The sequence below is a fragment of the Alteromonas gracilis genome, from assembly GCF_002993325.1.
GTDB classification, from domain to species: domain Bacteria; phylum Pseudomonadota; class Gammaproteobacteria; order Enterobacterales; family Alteromonadaceae; genus Alteromonas; species Alteromonas gracilis.
This window is the reverse complement of sequence record NZ_PVNO01000024.1, coordinates 23,505-41,587: the sequence shown is the minus strand read 5'-3', so window position 1 is coordinate 41,587 and position 18,083 is coordinate 23,505. Positions and strand designations below refer to the sequence as shown.

Genomic DNA, 18,083 nt, shown 5'->3' with positions numbered 1-18,083 from the left:
GGCGCATCAAGTGCTATAGCGTCAGGAGAGATTATCATGCGACAAGTAGCATTAAATACCCATATCTCAGGAACGTTTAATATTGAGTTAGAGAACCTGCGTAACTCGGTATTAACCATGGGAGGTGAAGTAGAGCAACAGTTGGTAGACACGCTAAAAGCAGTGAAGCACAATCATGCCGCACTGGCCGAAAAAGTGGTGTTAAACGATTTGAAAATTAATTCTATGGAAATTCAAATTGACGAAGAGTGCTTACGTATTATTGCTAAACGTCACCCCACAGCTAGCGACTTGCGTTTAATCATGACTATTTCTAAAGCCATTACCGATATTGAACGAATGGGCGACGAAATAGAGCGTATTGCCAAGTTAGTAACCCGCAATAAATTGCCAAGCTCAGATACTATCAAAAGCAGTATGTTACTTATTGGTGAAAGAGTGGCAGCCATGATGCGAGGCACATTCGATGCGTTTGCCCGCCAGGATGAAGCGGCGGCGTTAGAAGTGTATGACCAGGACAATCGCATCGACAGTGAATATAAGAGACTGTTGTCTTACACAACGTCTGAAATGCAAAAAAGCACCGAGGATATGCAGGATTGGCTCGATGTTTTGTGGGCAATGCGTTCGTTAGAGCGAATTGGTGATAGATGTAAAAACGTTTGTGAGTATGTTATCTATCTCACCCGTGGCACTGATGTTAGGCATACGCCACTAGAAAATATGCAGCAAAAGTTAGAAGATTTGACGTAAACCTGTCCAAGTGGTCAGTGCGATTTCGCTTAGTTATGTTCAAAGAGCGAGTTAAGTGAAATTTATCTGTCATAAAACTGAAATATTTGGTGGATTTATCATCGCATTCAATTAATTCCACATACTTTTATCGTTTTTCGATGATTTTCGCTATGGCTTCTAACATGATTACGTTATCATGCGCCGCAGCCAAGAACAGATCGTGCAAAATTTAATCGAACCTTATGATAAAACACAATTTGTCTTTAACTTCTTTCTCTAGCCTTTGGGGCGAAGAGATCATGCTACTTACTCAAGTAGCGTCCAGCCTAAATCGCGTTTAGATCGGGAGCGATTATCCGTGGAATTTTTTGAAAGTTATGGCCTAATTCTTATAATCCTTGCCGCCGGCGTTGGTTTCGTCATGGCATGGGGTATTGGAGCAAACGACGTTGCCAATGCAATGGGTACGTCAGTAGGTTCTAAAGCTTTAACAATTAAACAAGCCATTATCATTGCAATGATATTTGAGTTTGCTGGCGCCTACCTAGCAGGTGGCGAAGTAACATCTACTATTCGAAAAGGGATCATCGACTCAACCTACTTTATAGACATACCTGAATACCTAGTATTAGGCATGATCTCGTCACTGCTTGCAGCTGGAATCTGGCTAGCAGTAGCGTCATGGTTGGGTTGGCCTGTATCTACAACCCACTCAATCATCGGTGCAATCATCGGCTTTACTGCAACTGGCGTAAGTATGGATGCAGTATCATGGGATAAAGTAGGTGGCATTGTAGGTAGTTGGGTAGTAACGCCTGCGATATCAGGCATTATCGCCTATCTTATTTTTATGAGTGCTCACAAGCTCATCTTCCAAACCGCTTCTCCGTTTGCCAATGCTAAACGCTACGTACCTTTTTACATGGCACTAGCGGGCTTCGTCATGTCGCTGGTTACCATCAAAAAAGGCCTTAAACATGTTGGTTTAGAGCTAAGCGCCGTTAACGGGTATCTGCTAGCAATTGGTATTGCTGTAGCATTAGGCTTCTTGGGTAAATGGTTTATTAGTCGTATGAAGTTCAGCGGCTCTGAAGATGCAGATTTACAGGCGGCAAACGTAGAAAAAGTATTCGCGCTTCTTATGGTCGTTACAGCCTGTTGTATGGCGTTTGCCCACGGTTCGAATGACGTGGCGAATGCAATTGGCCCTCTAGCTGCTGTTGTGAGTGTAGTAACCAGTGGCGGTGAAATTAATTCAAGTACAACGCTTGCACCGTGGATCCTGCCCCTTGGTGGCTTGGGAATTGTTGCAGGTCTAGCGCTATTTGGTCATCGGGTTATAAAAACGATTGGCCAAGGTATTACTCATTTAACACCTAGCCGTGGTTTTGCCGCAGAATTAGCAGCAGCATGTACGGTAGTTATTGCATCGGGTACAGGCCTGCCTATTTCAACCACTCAAACGCTTGTAGGAGCGGTATTAGGAGTGGGTTTAGCTCGCGGTGTATCGGCGCTTAACCTAGGGATTGTAAGAAATATCGTTGTGTCATGGATTGTTACTTTGCCTGCTGGCGCAATCCTTTCAATTATTTTCTTCTTTATTCTGAAAGCCTCCTTCGGCGTGGCCTAGTCGCAAAGTAGGCTGCCTGTTAATTGGTATCAAAAAAGCCGCATATTGATGCGGCTTTTTGTTTTTTCAGGTCAACGTTTACGTTACTCTGCCGATATGGGGCTCTCGAAGCCTCTCGGTTTAACACCTACCACTGCACATTTTAACTGGTGGATGGTTTCTTCAGCTGTACTGCCCATGATATACCCAGGAACGCCCAGTCTCGCTACCGTTCCCATTACAATGATGTCTGTATCAAGTGACGTAGTGGTAGCGGCGATCTCCCTTCTTGGATAGCCATGTACTATATGTTTTTGAGGGTTTAAATACTCCCAAACATTCTCATCCAGCTCGTTTGATAATTCTGTAAGTAATCTCTCTAACTCTTCTTCTCGTTCAGAATGTATTTTGGCAAGGTCCGTTTCCATTCTGTCGTTGTCTACGGTAATAAATCCGTCCCTTGCAATGTTTTCTGGCACAGCATCGAACACGTGGACAATATGCAGTTGAGCAAATTCGAGTAACGCTATTTGCGCGGCATGTTGCAGTATATCTCTATTCAGGTCTCGCCTGATGGAAACCTCATGAGTTGGATAGTGATAGTTTAAATCAAGCGCCGCTACTACGTTTTTATATTGGCTACGAGGCTTGTGATTTATTATCCAGACAGGGCAGGGGCATTTACGAAAAAGCCGCATATCGAGACTGCCAAATAGCTTATCTAGAAAACTTTCTTCAGCTCTTTTTATAACTAAGTCGATATCATTACGAATAACATAGTGCACAACATCAATTAAAGGCTGACCTACGGTTACTGCGGTAGAAACATCATATTGTTCACCCCAATTTTCAGCTTGTTCTTTTAGCCAATGCTTAGCTTGCGTTTCCATAGATTGTTGAGAATCGATGTATGAAAACGACTCCATTACCATACTGGCATTAGGCGGCAAGGCCTCTAAAGAGAGCATTATCGTGAGCGAGGCCTGATGTGCTTTGGCGATATGAAGTGCCTGTGCCACAGTATCATCCTGTCGATGAGCGTCGCTTAATACACATAAAATATTCTTATAATGTCCTTTCATATTGCCCTCAATAGGTACTCGCGCTATGGCTGAAAAATGACGAGAGTGCATCTACGCAGCTGTTAAAGAATATGTTGCGAAGGTTACTCTTTTTTAATCCTAACGCTACTTATTCATGCTTTCCAGAGAAGAGATAAAGATTTCTTAAAACCTTCTTAATCATTGGGGCTGGATATGGTTTTATTGCAACAACAAAGCGCAAACCCCAAACATAAATATTGCGGACGTCTAGGCTGTTTGTAATCTTTATGTTAGATTAATTCATTATCTTTTAATCCCTTTAAAGAATAGAGAGAAGCCGATGAAATGGCCAAATCTAAAGCACCTACACTATTTGGTAACGCTTTATCAGGAACAGCATTTTCACCGAGCAGCCCAGCGTTGTAATGTTAGCCAATCAACGTTGAGTACGGCCATTCAAAACTTAGAAGAGCACTTTGGAAGTCAGTTACTGGAACGTGAGCATAAGACCTTTGTGTTTACATCTTTAGGTTTAGACATTGTTGAACGCAGTAAGGTGTTACTGCAGGAAGCAGGAGAATTGGTAGAGTACGCTCAAAACGCAGGAAACTGGCAGCGAGGAACCCTGAAGCTTGGTGTCATTCCCACCATTGCTCCTTTTCTTTTCGAAGGCATGATGGGAGCATTTTCTGCCTTTCTTCCCGATATCAATTTAGAGATGCAGGAAGACACCACAGAGAAGTTACTTCAGCAGCTAACTGACGGAAGACTCGATTTGTTAATCTTAGCGCTTCCTATGGAGACACCAGGGTGTAAGCAGATGGTGTTGGGTCATGACCCTTTTCATTTGATAGCGCACAAAGACATGGCGGCGCAGCTGCCAAATCCTGTTGATATTTCAGGCCTACCTAAAAAAAGTATATTTTTGCTTCAACAAGAGCATTGTATGACAGGCCATGCGGTGAGTGCATGTAATCTTCAGCACAGTGATCAAATAAGTAGTGTTGCCGCAAGTAGTCTGCATACGCTAGTTCAGTTGGCAAACAGTAAAATGGGCTATACCTTTTTGCCAGAACTTGCCATCAATCAGTCTATTCTTGAGCATACTGGCTTGAAAAGCTTTCCAGCAGAAGACCAAGGTTTTAGAGAGATTGGGCTGGTATGGCGCTCAGGTACAACCCGAATGCAGCTGTTTCGCCGCATTGGTGAAATTATTTCGCCACTACTGCCTATTCCAACATTGAAGTAGTTAGCCATTGAGACGGCGTCTTAGCCTTATTAAAAGCGGTTGACCAAAAACATGGCAGCCGCTTTTTTGTTTTTCACCTGAGGGAGCCGTTACCTGAAATGCAGACGTGTTACGCTGTACCTACCATTAAGAGGCGAAAAAGAGAGAAAGAGGCAAAAAGGAGAGCCAAAGACTACATTTTTGGCGCAACATGCCCTAGTTCTGCCGCCCAAGTAAGCTCTGATCTTAGTAGGTTGTTTGCTGCGCTTGCGCCGAAGCTATGCAGTGCGTTGTAAGCACTATTTGATGGAATACGGCAGTAATGACAGAGTGCATAAAACAAAAGACTACAGCGGTGTTGAGAGCCGTCGCAGTGCAAATATATTTTTGCTCCCTCGCTTAGCATTTGAGATAGCTCGTGAAGATATTGATGAAGATGAACATCTTCAGTCGGAGACTCAGATGACGGATGCATGAAGGGGACCCATAGCCAGTCTATGCCCGCTGCTGTAGAATTATCGCGAATAATAGGGGCGTTTTCTTCACTGGTTTGCACCGTAGCAATATGGGTAACGCCAAGTGATTTGAGTTGTTTAAAGTCATTTTCTACAGGTTTTTTGCCCAGGCATATTTTCCCTGCACGCAAAGAAAACCATGCAATCTTAGGTGAAGTTTTGGGGCTGTCATCTTTCGTATCAAATGCTTGCATATCTGCGCTTCTAAGGGCCTGTTATCAAAATACAAAATAATAAATAGAAAAATAATGGCAGCTGCATCCGCCTATAACGAACAGGTGCCAAATTGCATGTGTGTACTTTACCTTTTTCGCTACATAAAAGCACACGCCTAAGCTAAAACACAAACCTCCTGCTACCAGTAGCCAGAGGCCCGCACCCGGAAGAGCAAGGTATAACGGGTAAATAAGACCTAGCGCTATCCACCCCATCAATAAATAGGTCATGACCGACACTTTAGGAAAGCGATGTTGCGCTACTAATTTGAATGCGACTCCACCAATTGCTAGGCACCAAATAACGGCGGTCATGGTTATTCCCAATACGCCACCAATTGAAACCAACAGTAAAGGTGTGTAAGTACCTGCTATCAGTAAGTATATTGCACTGTGGTCGAACAGTTTCAGCCAGCCTTTTGCTTTGTCATGCGAGATAGCGTGATAGAGGGTTGAACTTAGAAACATTAAAATTAGTGTAGACCCGTAAATAACAGCCGTTGTTAACGCAAGAGGATTGTCGGCGCGATATACCATGAACACTAGACCGATAATTGCCGCGATAAGTCCAAGTCCGTGAGTAATGCTGTTCATCCACTCTTCCAGAACAGAATAAGCTTTTGCTGGGATACTTTTTATCTGTGTTTCTTCTTGTGTCATCACAGCTCCTTTTTATATTTTAAAAATATGCGAACCTCTCCACCTAGTGTTTTATGTAACACCTCATAACATGTGCGGGTGAGAGCAGGTATAAGTGAGAGTATAGTACTGAGATAGTTACAGCGCACACATGTTCGCTGAAGTTTAAATAATAACAGAAATTGGCAGTGCTAGTGATGACAAACTAGTTACACTCTACAACGACTCGCGCTCTGCACTCTCAAAGCAGCCACCTAATTTATCAAGAAGATCCCGTAAAGTGCGGCTTTCTTCAGTAGTCATACCGTCCAGCTTGCAAAGCATCTGAGCGGGGACGTCTTCGGCTAGGGCTTTCTTTTCTTTTCCCGCCTTTGTAAGCTGTACGCGCTTAACTCGCTTGTCGGTTTTATCTTTGGTAATCATTAAAAAGCCTTTGTCTTCTAACTTTTTAAGTATTAGCGACATAGCGCCACCATCGATAGCGGTCTTATCAAGAAGCTCGGCAATAGTAACGTTGTCAGTTTCCCATAAGGCCATCAAGGTTACATATTGCGGGTAGGTGATATCGAGCGCTTTAAGAAGTGGCCGGTAAGCGCGAGTAAACGCGTTCGATAGCGTATAAAACCGATGACAAAGCTGATTTTCCAACTTCAATAATTCTGACATAACGCTATAACCTTTACCGATGTTGCCTTTTGACTAAGGATAATATTTTGCATACAAAGCACTTGAACCGCAAGTTGGTTAGGTGTTAATTTACTTTGCATGCAAAATAAATTAACTCGCAAATAAGGAGAGCAATTATGCATAAGCTTCAACAAGTCGTTTATACCGGAACTGCAACCGCAACGGGCGGTCGCGAAGGAACGGCGAAATCAAGTGACGGAAACCTAGATCTTAAATTATCTACCCCGAAAGCGCTGGGCGGCGCAGGTGGAGAAGGCACAAACCCAGAACAGATGTTTGCTGCAGGCTATTCGGCGTGTTTTATTGGTGCACTGAAACACGTGGCTGCGGCGCAAAAAATAAAGTTAGCTGACGACATTAGTGTTACAGGTGATGTGTCAATTGGCCCCATTGAGCAAGGCTTTGCTATTGCGGTTAAACTGACGGTAGATTTAGGCGATATGGAGCAAGCACAAGCGCAAAGCTTGGTCGATACTGCGCATCAAGTATGTCCATACTCAAATGCAACACGCGGTAATATAGAAGTGGATATCAATTTAGCCTAATCAATTAACAGCGGTTAAGCGGTTACGCCTGCCAACGTGGGCGTAACTATCCACATTAACCGTGTTCACTTGTTAAAAACAAAGCGTGAGTTTACATAAGAACATTCACGGCAATCTTTTATTGAATTAACACATCACTTCTTGCAATGCTGTTTGCGCAATATCGCGCTCTTTCACTATAGTGTTTTCGAAATATAGCGCAGGTGCAACACCGCTCTTCGCATTTGAGTCGCCAGCCGTAATGGGGCTTGATACACTATTACCGTATCAATAATCCTTTAGGAAGCTCTATGAGAAAATACGGACTACTGGCTACATTTATTTGTGCACCTGTTTTATTTGCGTGCAGTGATAATCAGAGTGTAGACACAGCAAAGGCAGATAAAGATAAAGCCGTTAAGGTTGAAGCGGGCTCAAACGCTGATGCAGCAAATGCACAAGTAGAAAAACATGCCGATGCAGCCATCGCTTCAGGCGTAGACTATCATTCCTTTGCGAACCCAAACGAAGTTCGAGTTACTCATCTAAGTTTAGATCTCACCGCAAACTTTGAGTCTAAGCAGCTAATTGGCAGCGTAACGTTAGACATTGAACGCGTAAAACCTGAAAACGACACATTGGTATTAGATACACGTGGGTTAGATATTCAACGTGTGAGTGTCGATGGTGAGGATGTTCCCTTTGATATGGGAGAGACTGATCCTGATTTGGGGACGCCTCTTTCTATTACTTTACCAAGCGCTGCAAACGCATTAACAGTTACGTATTCGACCTCACCAGATGCCTCGGGCGTGCAGTGGTTAACACCAGCTCAAACCGCAGGTAAAAAGCATCCGTTTTTATTTACGCAAGCGCAAGCGGTTCACGCTAGAAGCTTTATTCCGCTTCAAGACTCGCCCCAAGTACGCGTAACGTACGACGCTACCATTAAAACACCAGAAGCCTTGTTGGCGGTAATGAGTGCATCAAACGACCCAACGACAGAACGTGACGGTGAATACGAATTTACTATGCCACAGCCAATCCCTTCTTATCTTATTGCATTGGCAATAGGTGATTTAGAGTTTAAAGCTATGGGGGAGCGCACGGGTGTCTACGCTGAGCCAGCACTACTGGAAAGTGCTGCGAAAGAGTTCGAAGATACTGAAGCAATGCTTGAAGTAACAGAAGCGACCTACGGTCCTTACCAGTGGGATCGCTATGATCTGCTTATCCTGCCTCCTTCGTTCCCCTTCGGCGGTATGGAAAATCCTCGACTGTCGTTTATTACGCCAACAGTTATTGCGGGTGATAAAAGCTTGGTTTCACTAATTGCCCATGAACTAGCACACAGCTGGTCTGGAAATACGGTTACTAACGCTACTTGGCGCGATTTGTGGTTAAACGAGGGTTTTACGACCTATTTAACCTACCGCATTATGGAAATGATTTATGGTCATGACCGCTTTAAAAAAGAAGCAGTATTAGGTTATCAAGATTTAGAGAACGACGTTGCGGCTCTTGATGACAATGACGAAATCCTTGCGATTGACCTTCGCGGTCGCAATCCGGACGACGTATTTTCTAATATTCCCTACGAAAAAGGCGCGCTGTTCTTACGTGAAATTGAACAAAAAATTGGGCGCGAGAATTTTGATGCGTTTTTAATGCAATACTTCAAAGACTTTGCCTTTAAGAGCATCACAACCGATACCTTTATTGCCTATTTAGATGATACCTTGCTGAAACAATATCCAAATGAGCTGGACGCTGAACGCATTCACACTTGGATTTTTGAGCCTGGTATTCCTGAGGGCGCGCCACATCCTGAGTCTGATGCATTTTCTAAAATCGATGAGACCCGCAGCGCTTGGTTGTCTGGTGGAATAAAAGCTGCTGATATTGAAACAGGACAATGGACGGTACACGAGTGGCTGTACTTCTTAAACAATATGCCTGAGTCACTCAGTGAAGCACAGCTTGTAGAGCTAGATTCAGCGTTTTCACTCACCTCTACTAAAAACAACGAAATTGCCCATAGCTGGCTAATGATTGCAGTAGAAAATAACTATCAGCCTGCGTTTGAGCGTTTGTATAGCTATTTGGTGTCGATAGGGCGAAACAAGCTGGTTAAACCCCTTTACCGCGAACTATCAAAAACGCCAGAAGGCAAAGCATTTGCTAAGCGCGCTTTTGAAGAGGCAAAACCGGGCTATCATCCACTCACCGTGAAAGCCAATGAAGGCTACGTAGAGTAAGCGATACAATCGCGCTACAAAAACATAGTTCAGTTAAATTAAATATAAGCAGCTCAAAGGAGCTGCTTTTTTTGTCGCTTTCAACACTTCGCGCTTATTGTGCAAAATATGCAAATAGTTTTGAACGAGTGTTCAGTTGGGCGATCTGAATGAATTTTTCCTCGTATCAATTACTCCTTGTGCAGCAGAAGTACATGCATCAAATAAGCTTGTTGGATGTACTTTGAAGGATTCAATTCAATAATTAAGGACTGTTTATGTATACACAAAAGATGCACCCTGCAACGACGTTTCCAGACATTAACGTAACGCTTTCTACCGGAGAGTCGGTTTCGCTTAGTAGCAAAGAAGAGGGCTGCGACTGGAAAATGGTAGTCGTGTTTCGCGGCAAACATTGCCCCATATGTACAAAATATTTAAATAAGCTCGAAGATTTCAAAGGTCGTCTTCGAGAGATCAATACAGACCTCGTTGCAATAAGCGGTGATAGTAAGCAGCAGCTCGATAAACACTTAGACGATCTGTCAATTACATTCCCAATTGCCTGTGGTCTATCGCAGAGCGATATGAAAACCTTAGGCTTGTATATTTCCGAGCCCCGTTCAGATAAAGAAACAGACCACAATTTTTCGGAGCCAGCGCTATTTGTATTGAACGAGAATAATGAGATTCATATTGCTGAAATTGCAAACGCGCCATTTGTGCGTCCAGATTTAGAGCAGCTGGTGTCGGGATTGGAGTTTATTCGTAATCCCGACAACAATTATCCAATTCGCGGTACGTTTAAAGAGTAAGTCTGTTTATTACTATCTAAGTAATCTAGAAGGCCATCAGTGTAAGCGAAGGCCTTCTATTTTTCTGTATGAGCAAAAGTGGAGCAGAGTTTTTTTTAAATCTAATCGTCAGTATGTGAGATTGAATAGGCAAGTGGCGCCATCTGTTTTTTAAAACCATCTATTGCAGCTAATGGAAGTGCAACTTGCATATCTACGCTGTTAGTGTAATCACAGCTTGCGATATTACCTTGTGCCTCTTCAACTAAGTGTCTTACAAACTGTTCGTGTTTGAAGTCAAGGTTAACCAACACTGTTTCCAGCTTTACTTCTTCTCGTACTTCAAGGGCATCGATAGCTTGCTGCGCAGCTGCGGAATAAGCCCTAACAAGGCCGCCAGCCCCTAATTTTATGCCGCCAAAATATCGTGTAACGATAACCATAATATCGCCGATATCTTTGTGTTGGAGTACATTTAATATAGGTTTCCCGGCTGTACCGCTAGGCTCGCCATCATCGGCCATTGCTGCACTAGTTGGCGAGTTGGGATTCCCAAAGACATAAGCCCAGCAATGGTGTCTGGCGTCGGGGTATTGTTGCTTAACACTGTCTAAAAGCGCCATGGCACTTTCGCGAGAATTGGCAAAGCCAGCGCAAGCAATGAATTTGCTTTTTTTAATTTCGTACAGGGTTTCAACCTGTGTAGCGGGAACGGGATAAGTCATTAGCGCATTGTAAGCGAAGACGATTTTTTTTATAAGCCTAATGAGCTAAGTCGAGCGTTTTACGGGTTACGTTTTATGTGTTACGAAGTTACGTGGTTTGTTCATAAAATATATAATCACGGCTCATCCATTGGGCTTAATTCAGCATGGAATGGTTGTTTTTTCCTTTTCCAAGAGTGATTATCTGTGCCCTATAAGAAGCAAAAAAACTCATAAGAACACTTCATGCCGTTAGAACGATTTATCCCTTTTCGCAAGTGCGACGTCGCTACGTTGTGTGAAAATTTACTTGCGCACGAGTCAGCCAGCTTTCGTACTTTTTCGACCTTGTTAGTGAATCGTATTCATTACCAGTACCACGAGCAACTGGAAGCGTTGAAAAACAGTTACAGTCATTTCGACCCGAATAAAGATACTCGTGACCTACACGTCTCAAGCGAAGCTGTGCGTAAACAAAATCAGAAAGCATTTGCGAATGGTTTTGCAAACTTATTAAACGCCGCTAATTTTGAAAAAGTCACAGATGAAGACTTAGAAGCTGCACTTAAAGAAGAATCTCTGTTTAAAGTGCGCCTTGCTGTTAGTTTCGATGATTTTGAGAATGTGGTGTTTTATCGGCGAGGTGAGTCAGTAAAAACTGAAACAGTGCGAACATTTTTCGGTTTACGCAAAAAGCAGGTGTCGTTTACCAACTACGACAAAGTAGCCGTGTATATCACCTTTAAAGATGAAGCCTACTTTAAACAAAAAGGGCAAAAGCCATTAACGTTTAAACCTGGTTCAACCATCGTAAAGCTTTTTCAAAACGTACCTAAAGCTGACCTAGAAATGCTGTTTCCCAACAGCGAAGTAAAAATGCGCCCGCTTGATAAGTTAATTATCAGTGCATCGGCTGCAATTGGCGGCACCGTTGTGTTAGTCACTAAATTAGGCGCGTCGCTATTACTTATGGCGTCATTTCTCGCGTTTTGGCTGGGCTTTAAAGACGACGAGGTGGAACTGACCAAGCAAAGTCTCATTACTTTTGGAATTGGCATGGGGGTATTCGGTAGCTTTATCTTTAAGGAATGGACAAAATTTAAAAATCGAAAAATACGCTTTATGAAAGCGTTGTCTGACAATCTGTATTTTAAAAATTTAGACAACAACGCAGGCGTGTTTCATACGTTAATTGATGCCGCAGAAGAAGAGGACTGCAAAGAAACCTTGTTGGCTTACACTTTTCTACTTAGATGCAGCAAAGCCTTTGCTGAAGGCGATGCTGCATTTTGTGCGGCTCAAACAGAGCATGAAGTTGTTGCCGGTGGAATGACATTAGCGACGCTTGTTAGCGTGATAGAAGCGTACTTTTTAGAAGAACTTGATTGTGCACTCGACTTCGACGTTACCGATGCCATTGATAAATTGGTGGACATGGAGTTAGTCGAACGAAGCGGCGATGTTTTTATTGCTCGTGGGCTTAGTGATGCTGTTAAGACACTTGACGATTACTGGGACAATATTTATCAGCCTGTTTGATGATCGCTTTGCCTTACGAATGCCATGTGTAGGTGAGAAATTTAAGCCTGCAGACATTCACGTTATTCTTAAATACTGCTTATTGTGCACATTGCACGTATTGCACAATGCATACAAACCATTGTCATAAAACCACAAAATCTCTATAGTTGCTTTAAGGTGTGTAGAGCGTCATTTACACACCATGGCAACAGCCGCATTGCACTGAATGCGCACCTCTATCTCCAATGCAACAAGCCTGGTTCACTTCTACATGAAAATATTGCATACATCTGACTGGCACTTAGGTCAGAGTTTTTTTACTAAAAGTCGTAAAAACGAACATGCTGCCTTTCTTAAATGGCTTCTTAAACAAGTAGATGTGCATCAAATAGATGCGATCATTGTCGCCGGGGACGTATTTGACACGGGCACGCCGCCTAGCTATGCCAGAGAGCTCTACCATGCTTTTATCGGCGAGCTACAGGGTAAGCAGTGCACCTTGGTGGTGCTAGGGGGAAATCACGACTCGGTGTCAGTGTTAAATGAAAGCAAGGCGTTACTGAAATACTTAAATAGCCATGTGATAGCCAGTACCTATGGCGAATTAGGTGAACAAGTGATTGCCCTTAATAATCGCAAGGGCCAGCCCAGTGCGGTGCTGTGTGCGGTACCTTTTATTCGCCCGCGTGACGTTCTGATAAGTGAGGCAGGGCAAAGCGCCACCGACAAGCGCCAGGCACTTGGCGATGCAATAAAGCAGCACTATGTGTCGCTGTACAATGAGGCCTTATCCTTGCGCACCTCAATAGAAGAAAAACAAAGGAAAGAAAGTAGTGAACATAGCGCAGCCATTCCTATAATTGCCACTGGGCACTTAACCGCCTTGGGCGTGAGTCAATCAGAAAGTGTGCGTGATATTTACATCGGCACTCTTGAAGGCTTCGACGCCAAAGGTTTTCCACCTGCGGACTACATAGCGCTTGGGCATATTCACAGGCCACAAAAAGTGGCAAAAACAGAGCATATTCGCTATTCAGGCTCGCCCATACCACTAAGTTTTGATGAACTGAACACGCAAAAACAAGTGGTGCTAGTATCGTTTGATTCTGAAAGTACAACACCAACCATTTCTACGCTTCCAGTACCCCGCTTCCAGGCTATGGAAGTGATAAAAGGCGACTTAAAGACGATTGAGGAAGTCATCAATAAAAGCGAAGCTATTGCTTTAGCGTCTATTACCGATGATGACGCAAATACTTCCTCTCAGCCCCCCGTATGGCTGTGCATTGAGGTTGAAACAGAAGACTATTTAACTGATTTGCAGCAGCGTATTCAGGGCCTGTTAGAGGGGAAAAATGCTGAAATTTTGCAATTAAAACGCAAGCGCAAGCGCACGGTAAAGAGCCTAACAGAAAAGCAAAATGTGCAACTAAGCGAACTGTCGGTAAATGAGGTGTTTGAAGCGCGTTTGGCATTAGAGACCATAGAAGATAATACAAGCAGCGAAAAGACCGAAGAATTACTGCCGGGAGTAGCAGAAAGCGACGATGTCACAGATGTTGCTAACTCTAAGGAAAACACTTCGCGCATAGACCGGATTAGGCTGATGTTCAATGAAGCGGTAGAGCAGGTAAATACGAATGACGAAGATGCTGATGTATCAGGTGAGACATCGAAAGCAAAGACTGAAGGCTATACCAGCGATAAAGTCTCATCTCAAAATGAAAGCGACGTCTCATCTGTAAGCGCGAGCGAGTCTGAGCAAGATCAAGTCAGTGCCGATAAGCAAGACCACAAAGGAAAAGGCGAATAATACGATGAGAATATTGACCTTACGCCTTAAGAATTTAAACGCCCTAAAAGGGGAGTGGAAGATAGATTTTACCCAGTCGCCGTTTACCGACAATGGCCTGTTTGCTATTACTGGCCCGACAGGGGCGGGTAAAACTACGCTGCTTGATGCAATTTGCCTAGCGCTTTATCACCAAACCCCTCGCTTGGGGCCAATTTCAACGTCAAACAACGACATCATGACCCGCGGTACGGCGGAGTGTTTGGCGGAAGTTGAGTTTGATATTAAGGGTAAAGCCTACCGCGCGTTTTGGAGTATGCGCCGCGCCAGAGGTAAAGTAGACGGTAACCTGCAAAGTGCCGATGTTGAGCTTGCTGAAGTGGAAAGCGGCAAGGTATTGGCTACCCAGGTTAGACCGAAAAGTGAAGAAATAGAGAAGCTGACCGGCCTTAATTTTGCCCGCTTTACTAAATCTATGATGCTGTCGCAAGGCGACTTTGCTGCGTTTTTAAATGCTAATGAGTCGGACCGAGCTGAACTTTTAGAAGAGCTTACCGGCACCGAAATTTATGGTCAGATATCACAGGTAGTACATCAGCAATTTAGCGATGCTAAACAAAAGAAAAAAGAATTCGCGATAAAGTTAGAAGGCGTAACTTTGCTAAGCGACGAGCAAATTAACCAGCTTGAAGAAGAGCAAGTCCAAACCAAAGACCAAGTCGCAGCGTTTAACCAAACACTTGCTGAACTGCAAAAGCAGCAGCAGTGGGAACAGGCATTTAGCGCCAACGAGCTAGCCATCAAAGAAGCCAGTGAAGCACAGCAGGCTGCGAATAACGCCATCAATGAGGCAAAGCAAGAACTTAATCTTTTGATCCAAAGTGAGCCCGCTGAAAAACTTCGTCTGCCGTTCTTGCAGAGAAACGGGCTTCAGCAAGATGTAACACGATACAAAGAAAAGCTTGGTGAAAAGGCAACTCAGCTTCCCGATTTAAAAACGCAAAAAGCACAGCTCAGTTCGGAAGTGAGTAAAGCTGAACAAGCGCTACTTCAAACAAAGCAGCAAAGTAGTGAGCTTGAGAAGCGCATAAACGAGCAGGTTGTTCCGCTGGATAACAAAATAGCGCAGAACACTGCCGCTCAACAAAAGGCAAACGAACATGTCGCGAATTTAACGGGCTCAATAAACGCGCTAATACTAAAGCGCACAGAAATTGAAAATGCCTCAGTAGATAACAAGACAAAACTCGATGAACTGGAAGCCTACTTAAATGAACACCATTCACTGGGCGGCATAGCTGAGTTTATCAGCGGCTGGAGTGAAACGGCGCGTTATATTGAACAAGATCAGAAGCAATTAGATATACTAACACAAAGCGTAAAGAATGATCGTCAGGCGCTTTCATCCCTAGATGAAGCTATCGCAAAAACCAATGAGACATTAAACACCTTAACGCAGACCTTCGATGCCAAAAACGCGCAAGTTGCAAAGTGCGAAAAGGCACTACATGCTTTGTTGGCTGATGCGCTATCTGATCCCAGTAAGGCCAGCGCTAATAGCAAAATGGGTCTTCAGCAAGAGCGCGATAACAAACTTCGCCACTGGGACAACCTAGTGCAAGCGGGACACGTTCAACAGCAATATTTAGCACTAGGTGAAGATAAGGTATCGCTGAGTGCAAAGAAGGAAGACTTAGCGAAACAGTTACAGCAGCAGCAATCTGACCGCCAAGCCTTGGTTGATGCTTACAAACAAACCCGCGGTGATTTAAAAGACATTGAGGCGCTTATCGCCCTAGATGCTGAAGTAGCCCATCTTCGCGCTCAGTTAAAAAGTGGCGAACCATGCCCTGTGTGTGGGGCTAACGAGCACACCACGTCTAGCGTAACAATTGATGTGCCTGAAACTATTCAAAAGCGAGATAGCTTAAAACAGCAGCTAGATAATATTGAGCTACAGGGGGCGCGAGCAAAAGAAAGCGTTACACACACCGAATTTACCCTTGCTCAGACTAGTAAGCAGCTAGAACAAGCAATTGCGCAACGAGAGGCGTTGTTTGCAACATGGCAGCAGATTTTAAATGCAATGTGCGCTGATATACCGAGCTTCCAACAGGTCGACATTGATACATTGCAAAGCGTCGCTCGATTTACTGAACAGTTTAAAAAACGGCTTGATGACATTGGCGCCCAGTTAACCCGCATAGAAGAATGCGAGCAAGGCCTTAATGCCGCAATTCAGAGTAAAAATGAAGCGCAACACGCCCTACAAGCCAAACAGTCAGAACTTGCGGTTACCATGCAGCAGCGTGAAACATTGGAAAAACAAATCACCGAACGCAATGCAGAGTTAGAGAATAAAACTAACAGTGTTAACGATAGTATTGAGGCGCTCAGCAAGACGATGACGGCATACGGTGCTGAAATTCGTAATCTATCTATCGATGGAATTGCTAAATGGTTAGCTGAAAAAGTTGAAGCCCTTAAAACCTATAAACAAAATCATCAGCTGCACGGCAAACTTAAAAGCGAGCTACAAGAGGTGGATAGCACCTTGCTTGTACTCAATCGCGATATCGAAAGTGCCGACAACCAGCTGAAAGGCTTATCCCAAGAACTCTCGCAGTTAGATAGCAGTCTAAAGGCGCTGCGTGATTCGCGTTTAACCATATTCCCTGAAGGTGATATTGCTGAAACAAGGAATAAGGCAAGCGCAGCCCAAGAACAGGCTGAGCGAAACCTGAGTGAATGCAAATCTCGCTTGCAACAAACGGAGACCATCTTGTCTCGCGTAGAAGCAGAAATTGCTCAACTTAACGAGCAAATGCGCGAAAAAGAGCAGGCACTGACAGAAGCAACTGAGTATTTTAATCGTAAGTTGGCAGAAAGCCCCTTTTCCGACGAACAAGCGTTCAGCAATGCGCTTTTAGACGAAGAAAACCGAACTAGGCTTCTTGAGCTGCAAAAGCGATTAACTGAGCAAAAACAACAGGCTGACCTTAAATTAGAAAACGCGCTGGCAACACAGCAGTCGCTTACAGCGCGTGACCATGCAGAGCAGTGGCAGAGCGAGTTAGAAGAGCACGGTGCACAGTGGCTCGATACGAAAATTGCCCAGCAAGCTCAGCAGCGTGACACGCTATTATCTTCTTTAGGGCAAATTGAACAGCAGCTAAGCGCCAATAACCAAGCACGAGAAAAACAGCAGCAGCTTGTGGACGAGATGGCCCAGTTCGAAGCCTACTACGACGATATTACTTACCTGCACTCACTGATTGGTTCAGCAAGCGGCGACAAATTCAGACGTTTTGCCCAAGGGCTTACTTTGGACAACTTAGTGCAGCTAGCTAATCAGCAGCTTGATAAATTACACGGTCGCTATCAGCTAATTCGAAAGGAAAACGAAGGGTTAGGTTTAAGTGTATTGGACACTTGGCAAGGAGACGTAGTACGAGATACTAAAACCTTGTCTGGCGGAGAAAGCTTTTTGGTGAGCCTTGCACTGGCTTTAGCATTATCTGACTTGGTCAGTCACAAGACTAGTATTGATTCGCTGTTTTTGGATGAAGGCTTTGGCACCTTAGATGCTGAAACCTTAGATGTGGCCCTTGATGCACTAGATAACTTAAATGCCAGCGGAAAAATGATCGGCGTGATAAGCCATATTGAAGCCATGAAAGAGCGTATTCCTACTCAGCTTAAAGTGATTAAACGCAACGGTGTGGGCTTAAGTGCACTAGAAAAACCTTATGCGGTGGGGTAGTGGTGCAGCCGACAGCAAGCAATAGAAGTTACTTATTGCTGAAAGCTTTGTTCATCTCATAAAAACGGGTAAGCGAA

Annotated in this window: 14 protein-coding genes; 9 read left to right on the top strand and 5 right to left on the bottom strand. The window is 44.0% G+C overall.

Annotation, left to right across the window (positions count from 1 at the left end; all coding sequences use genetic code 11):
• Positions 1 to 36 precede the first annotated feature (36 nt).
• Complete coding sequence (gene phoU / locus C6Y39_RS07265; RefSeq protein WP_105930627.1) at positions 37 to 753, top strand: phosphate signaling complex protein PhoU; 717 nt, start codon at positions 37 to 39, stop codon at positions 751 to 753.
• 340 nt (positions 754 to 1,093) lie between these two features.
• Positions 1,094 to 2,365, top strand: a complete 1,272-nt coding sequence (locus C6Y39_RS07260; protein ID WP_105930626.1) for an inorganic phosphate transporter — start codon at positions 1,094 to 1,096, stop codon at positions 2,363 to 2,365.
• An 83-nt stretch (positions 2,366 to 2,448) separates the two neighbouring features.
• Here the strand turns inward: C6Y39_RS07260 and C6Y39_RS07255 are convergent, their stop codons facing one another.
• Positions 2,449 to 3,426 (bottom strand): universal stress protein, encoded by a 978-nt coding sequence (locus C6Y39_RS07255; RefSeq protein WP_105930838.1) that lies wholly within the window; start codon positions 3,424 to 3,426, stop codon positions 2,449 to 2,451.
• A gap of 301 nt (positions 3,427 to 3,727) precedes the next feature.
• Here C6Y39_RS07255 and C6Y39_RS07250 point away from each other — a divergent pair, with 301 nt between their 5' ends.
• On the top strand, positions 3,728 to 4,636 hold the full coding sequence (locus tag C6Y39_RS07250) for a hydrogen peroxide-inducible genes activator (RefSeq protein ID WP_105930625.1): 909 nt from the start codon (positions 3,728 to 3,730) through the stop codon (positions 4,634 to 4,636).
• A 172-nt stretch (positions 4,637 to 4,808) separates the two neighbouring features.
• Here the strand turns inward: C6Y39_RS07250 and C6Y39_RS07245 are convergent, their stop codons facing one another.
• The 3 genes from C6Y39_RS07245 to C6Y39_RS07235 all read right to left on the bottom strand — a co-directional run bounded on the left by C6Y39_RS07245 (position 4,809) and on the right by C6Y39_RS07235 (position 6,650).
• Complete coding sequence (locus tag C6Y39_RS07245) at positions 4,809 to 5,324, bottom strand: protein-tyrosine phosphatase family protein (RefSeq protein WP_105930624.1); 516 nt, start codon at positions 5,322 to 5,324, stop codon at positions 4,809 to 4,811.
• Positions 5,325 to 5,348: 24 nt separating this feature from the next.
• On the bottom strand, positions 5,349 to 6,005 hold the full coding sequence (gene trhA, locus C6Y39_RS07240; RefSeq protein WP_105930623.1) for a PAQR family membrane homeostasis protein TrhA: 657 nt from the start codon (positions 6,003 to 6,005) through the stop codon (positions 5,349 to 5,351).
• A 195-nt stretch (positions 6,006 to 6,200) separates the two neighbouring features.
• Positions 6,201 to 6,650 (bottom strand): MarR family winged helix-turn-helix transcriptional regulator, encoded by a 450-nt coding sequence (locus C6Y39_RS07235; RefSeq protein WP_105930622.1) that lies wholly within the window; start codon positions 6,648 to 6,650, stop codon positions 6,201 to 6,203.
• Between the two features lie 137 nt (positions 6,651 to 6,787).
• On the opposite strand from C6Y39_RS07235, the gene C6Y39_RS07230 reads away from it, so the two are divergent.
• From C6Y39_RS07230 to C6Y39_RS07220, 3 genes are all read left to right on the top strand, one after another.
• Complete coding sequence (locus C6Y39_RS07230) at positions 6,788 to 7,216, top strand: organic hydroperoxide resistance protein (RefSeq protein ID WP_105930621.1); 429 nt, start codon at positions 6,788 to 6,790, stop codon at positions 7,214 to 7,216.
• A 290-nt stretch (positions 7,217 to 7,506) separates the two neighbouring features.
• On the top strand, positions 7,507 to 9,453 hold the full coding sequence (locus C6Y39_RS07225) for a M1 family metallopeptidase (protein WP_105930620.1): 1,947 nt from the start codon (positions 7,507 to 7,509) through the stop codon (positions 9,451 to 9,453).
• Positions 9,454 to 9,710: 257 nt separating this feature from the next.
• Entirely contained in the window at positions 9,711 to 10,247 is a 537-nt protein-coding gene (locus C6Y39_RS07220; protein WP_105930619.1) for a redoxin domain-containing protein, read from the top strand.
• Between the two features lie 101 nt (positions 10,248 to 10,348).
• On the opposite strand, the gene C6Y39_RS07215 is transcribed toward C6Y39_RS07220, so the two are convergent.
• Positions 10,349 to 10,951: a YigZ family protein gene (locus C6Y39_RS07215; protein WP_105930618.1), complete on the bottom strand. Its 603-nt coding sequence runs from the start codon at positions 10,949 to 10,951 to the stop codon at positions 10,349 to 10,351.
• 225 nt (positions 10,952 to 11,176) lie between these two features.
• Between C6Y39_RS07215 and C6Y39_RS07210 the strand changes: the two genes are divergently transcribed.
• From C6Y39_RS07210 to C6Y39_RS07200, 3 genes are all read left to right on the top strand, one after another.
• Positions 11,177 to 12,469, top strand: coding sequence for a TMEM143 family protein (locus C6Y39_RS07210; protein ID WP_105930617.1), 1,293 nt, complete (start codon positions 11,177 to 11,179; stop codon positions 12,467 to 12,469).
• A gap of 253 nt (positions 12,470 to 12,722) precedes the next feature.
• Complete coding sequence (gene sbcD, locus C6Y39_RS07205) at positions 12,723 to 14,264, top strand: exonuclease subunit SbcD (protein WP_105930616.1); 1,542 nt, start codon at positions 12,723 to 12,725, stop codon at positions 14,262 to 14,264.
• Positions 14,265 to 14,268: 4 nt separating this feature from the next.
• A complete protein-coding gene (locus tag C6Y39_RS07200) occupies positions 14,269 to 18,006 on the top strand; it encodes an AAA family ATPase (RefSeq protein WP_105930615.1) in 3,738 nt (1,245 codons plus the stop codon).
• Positions 18,007 to 18,083 lie beyond the last annotated feature (77 nt).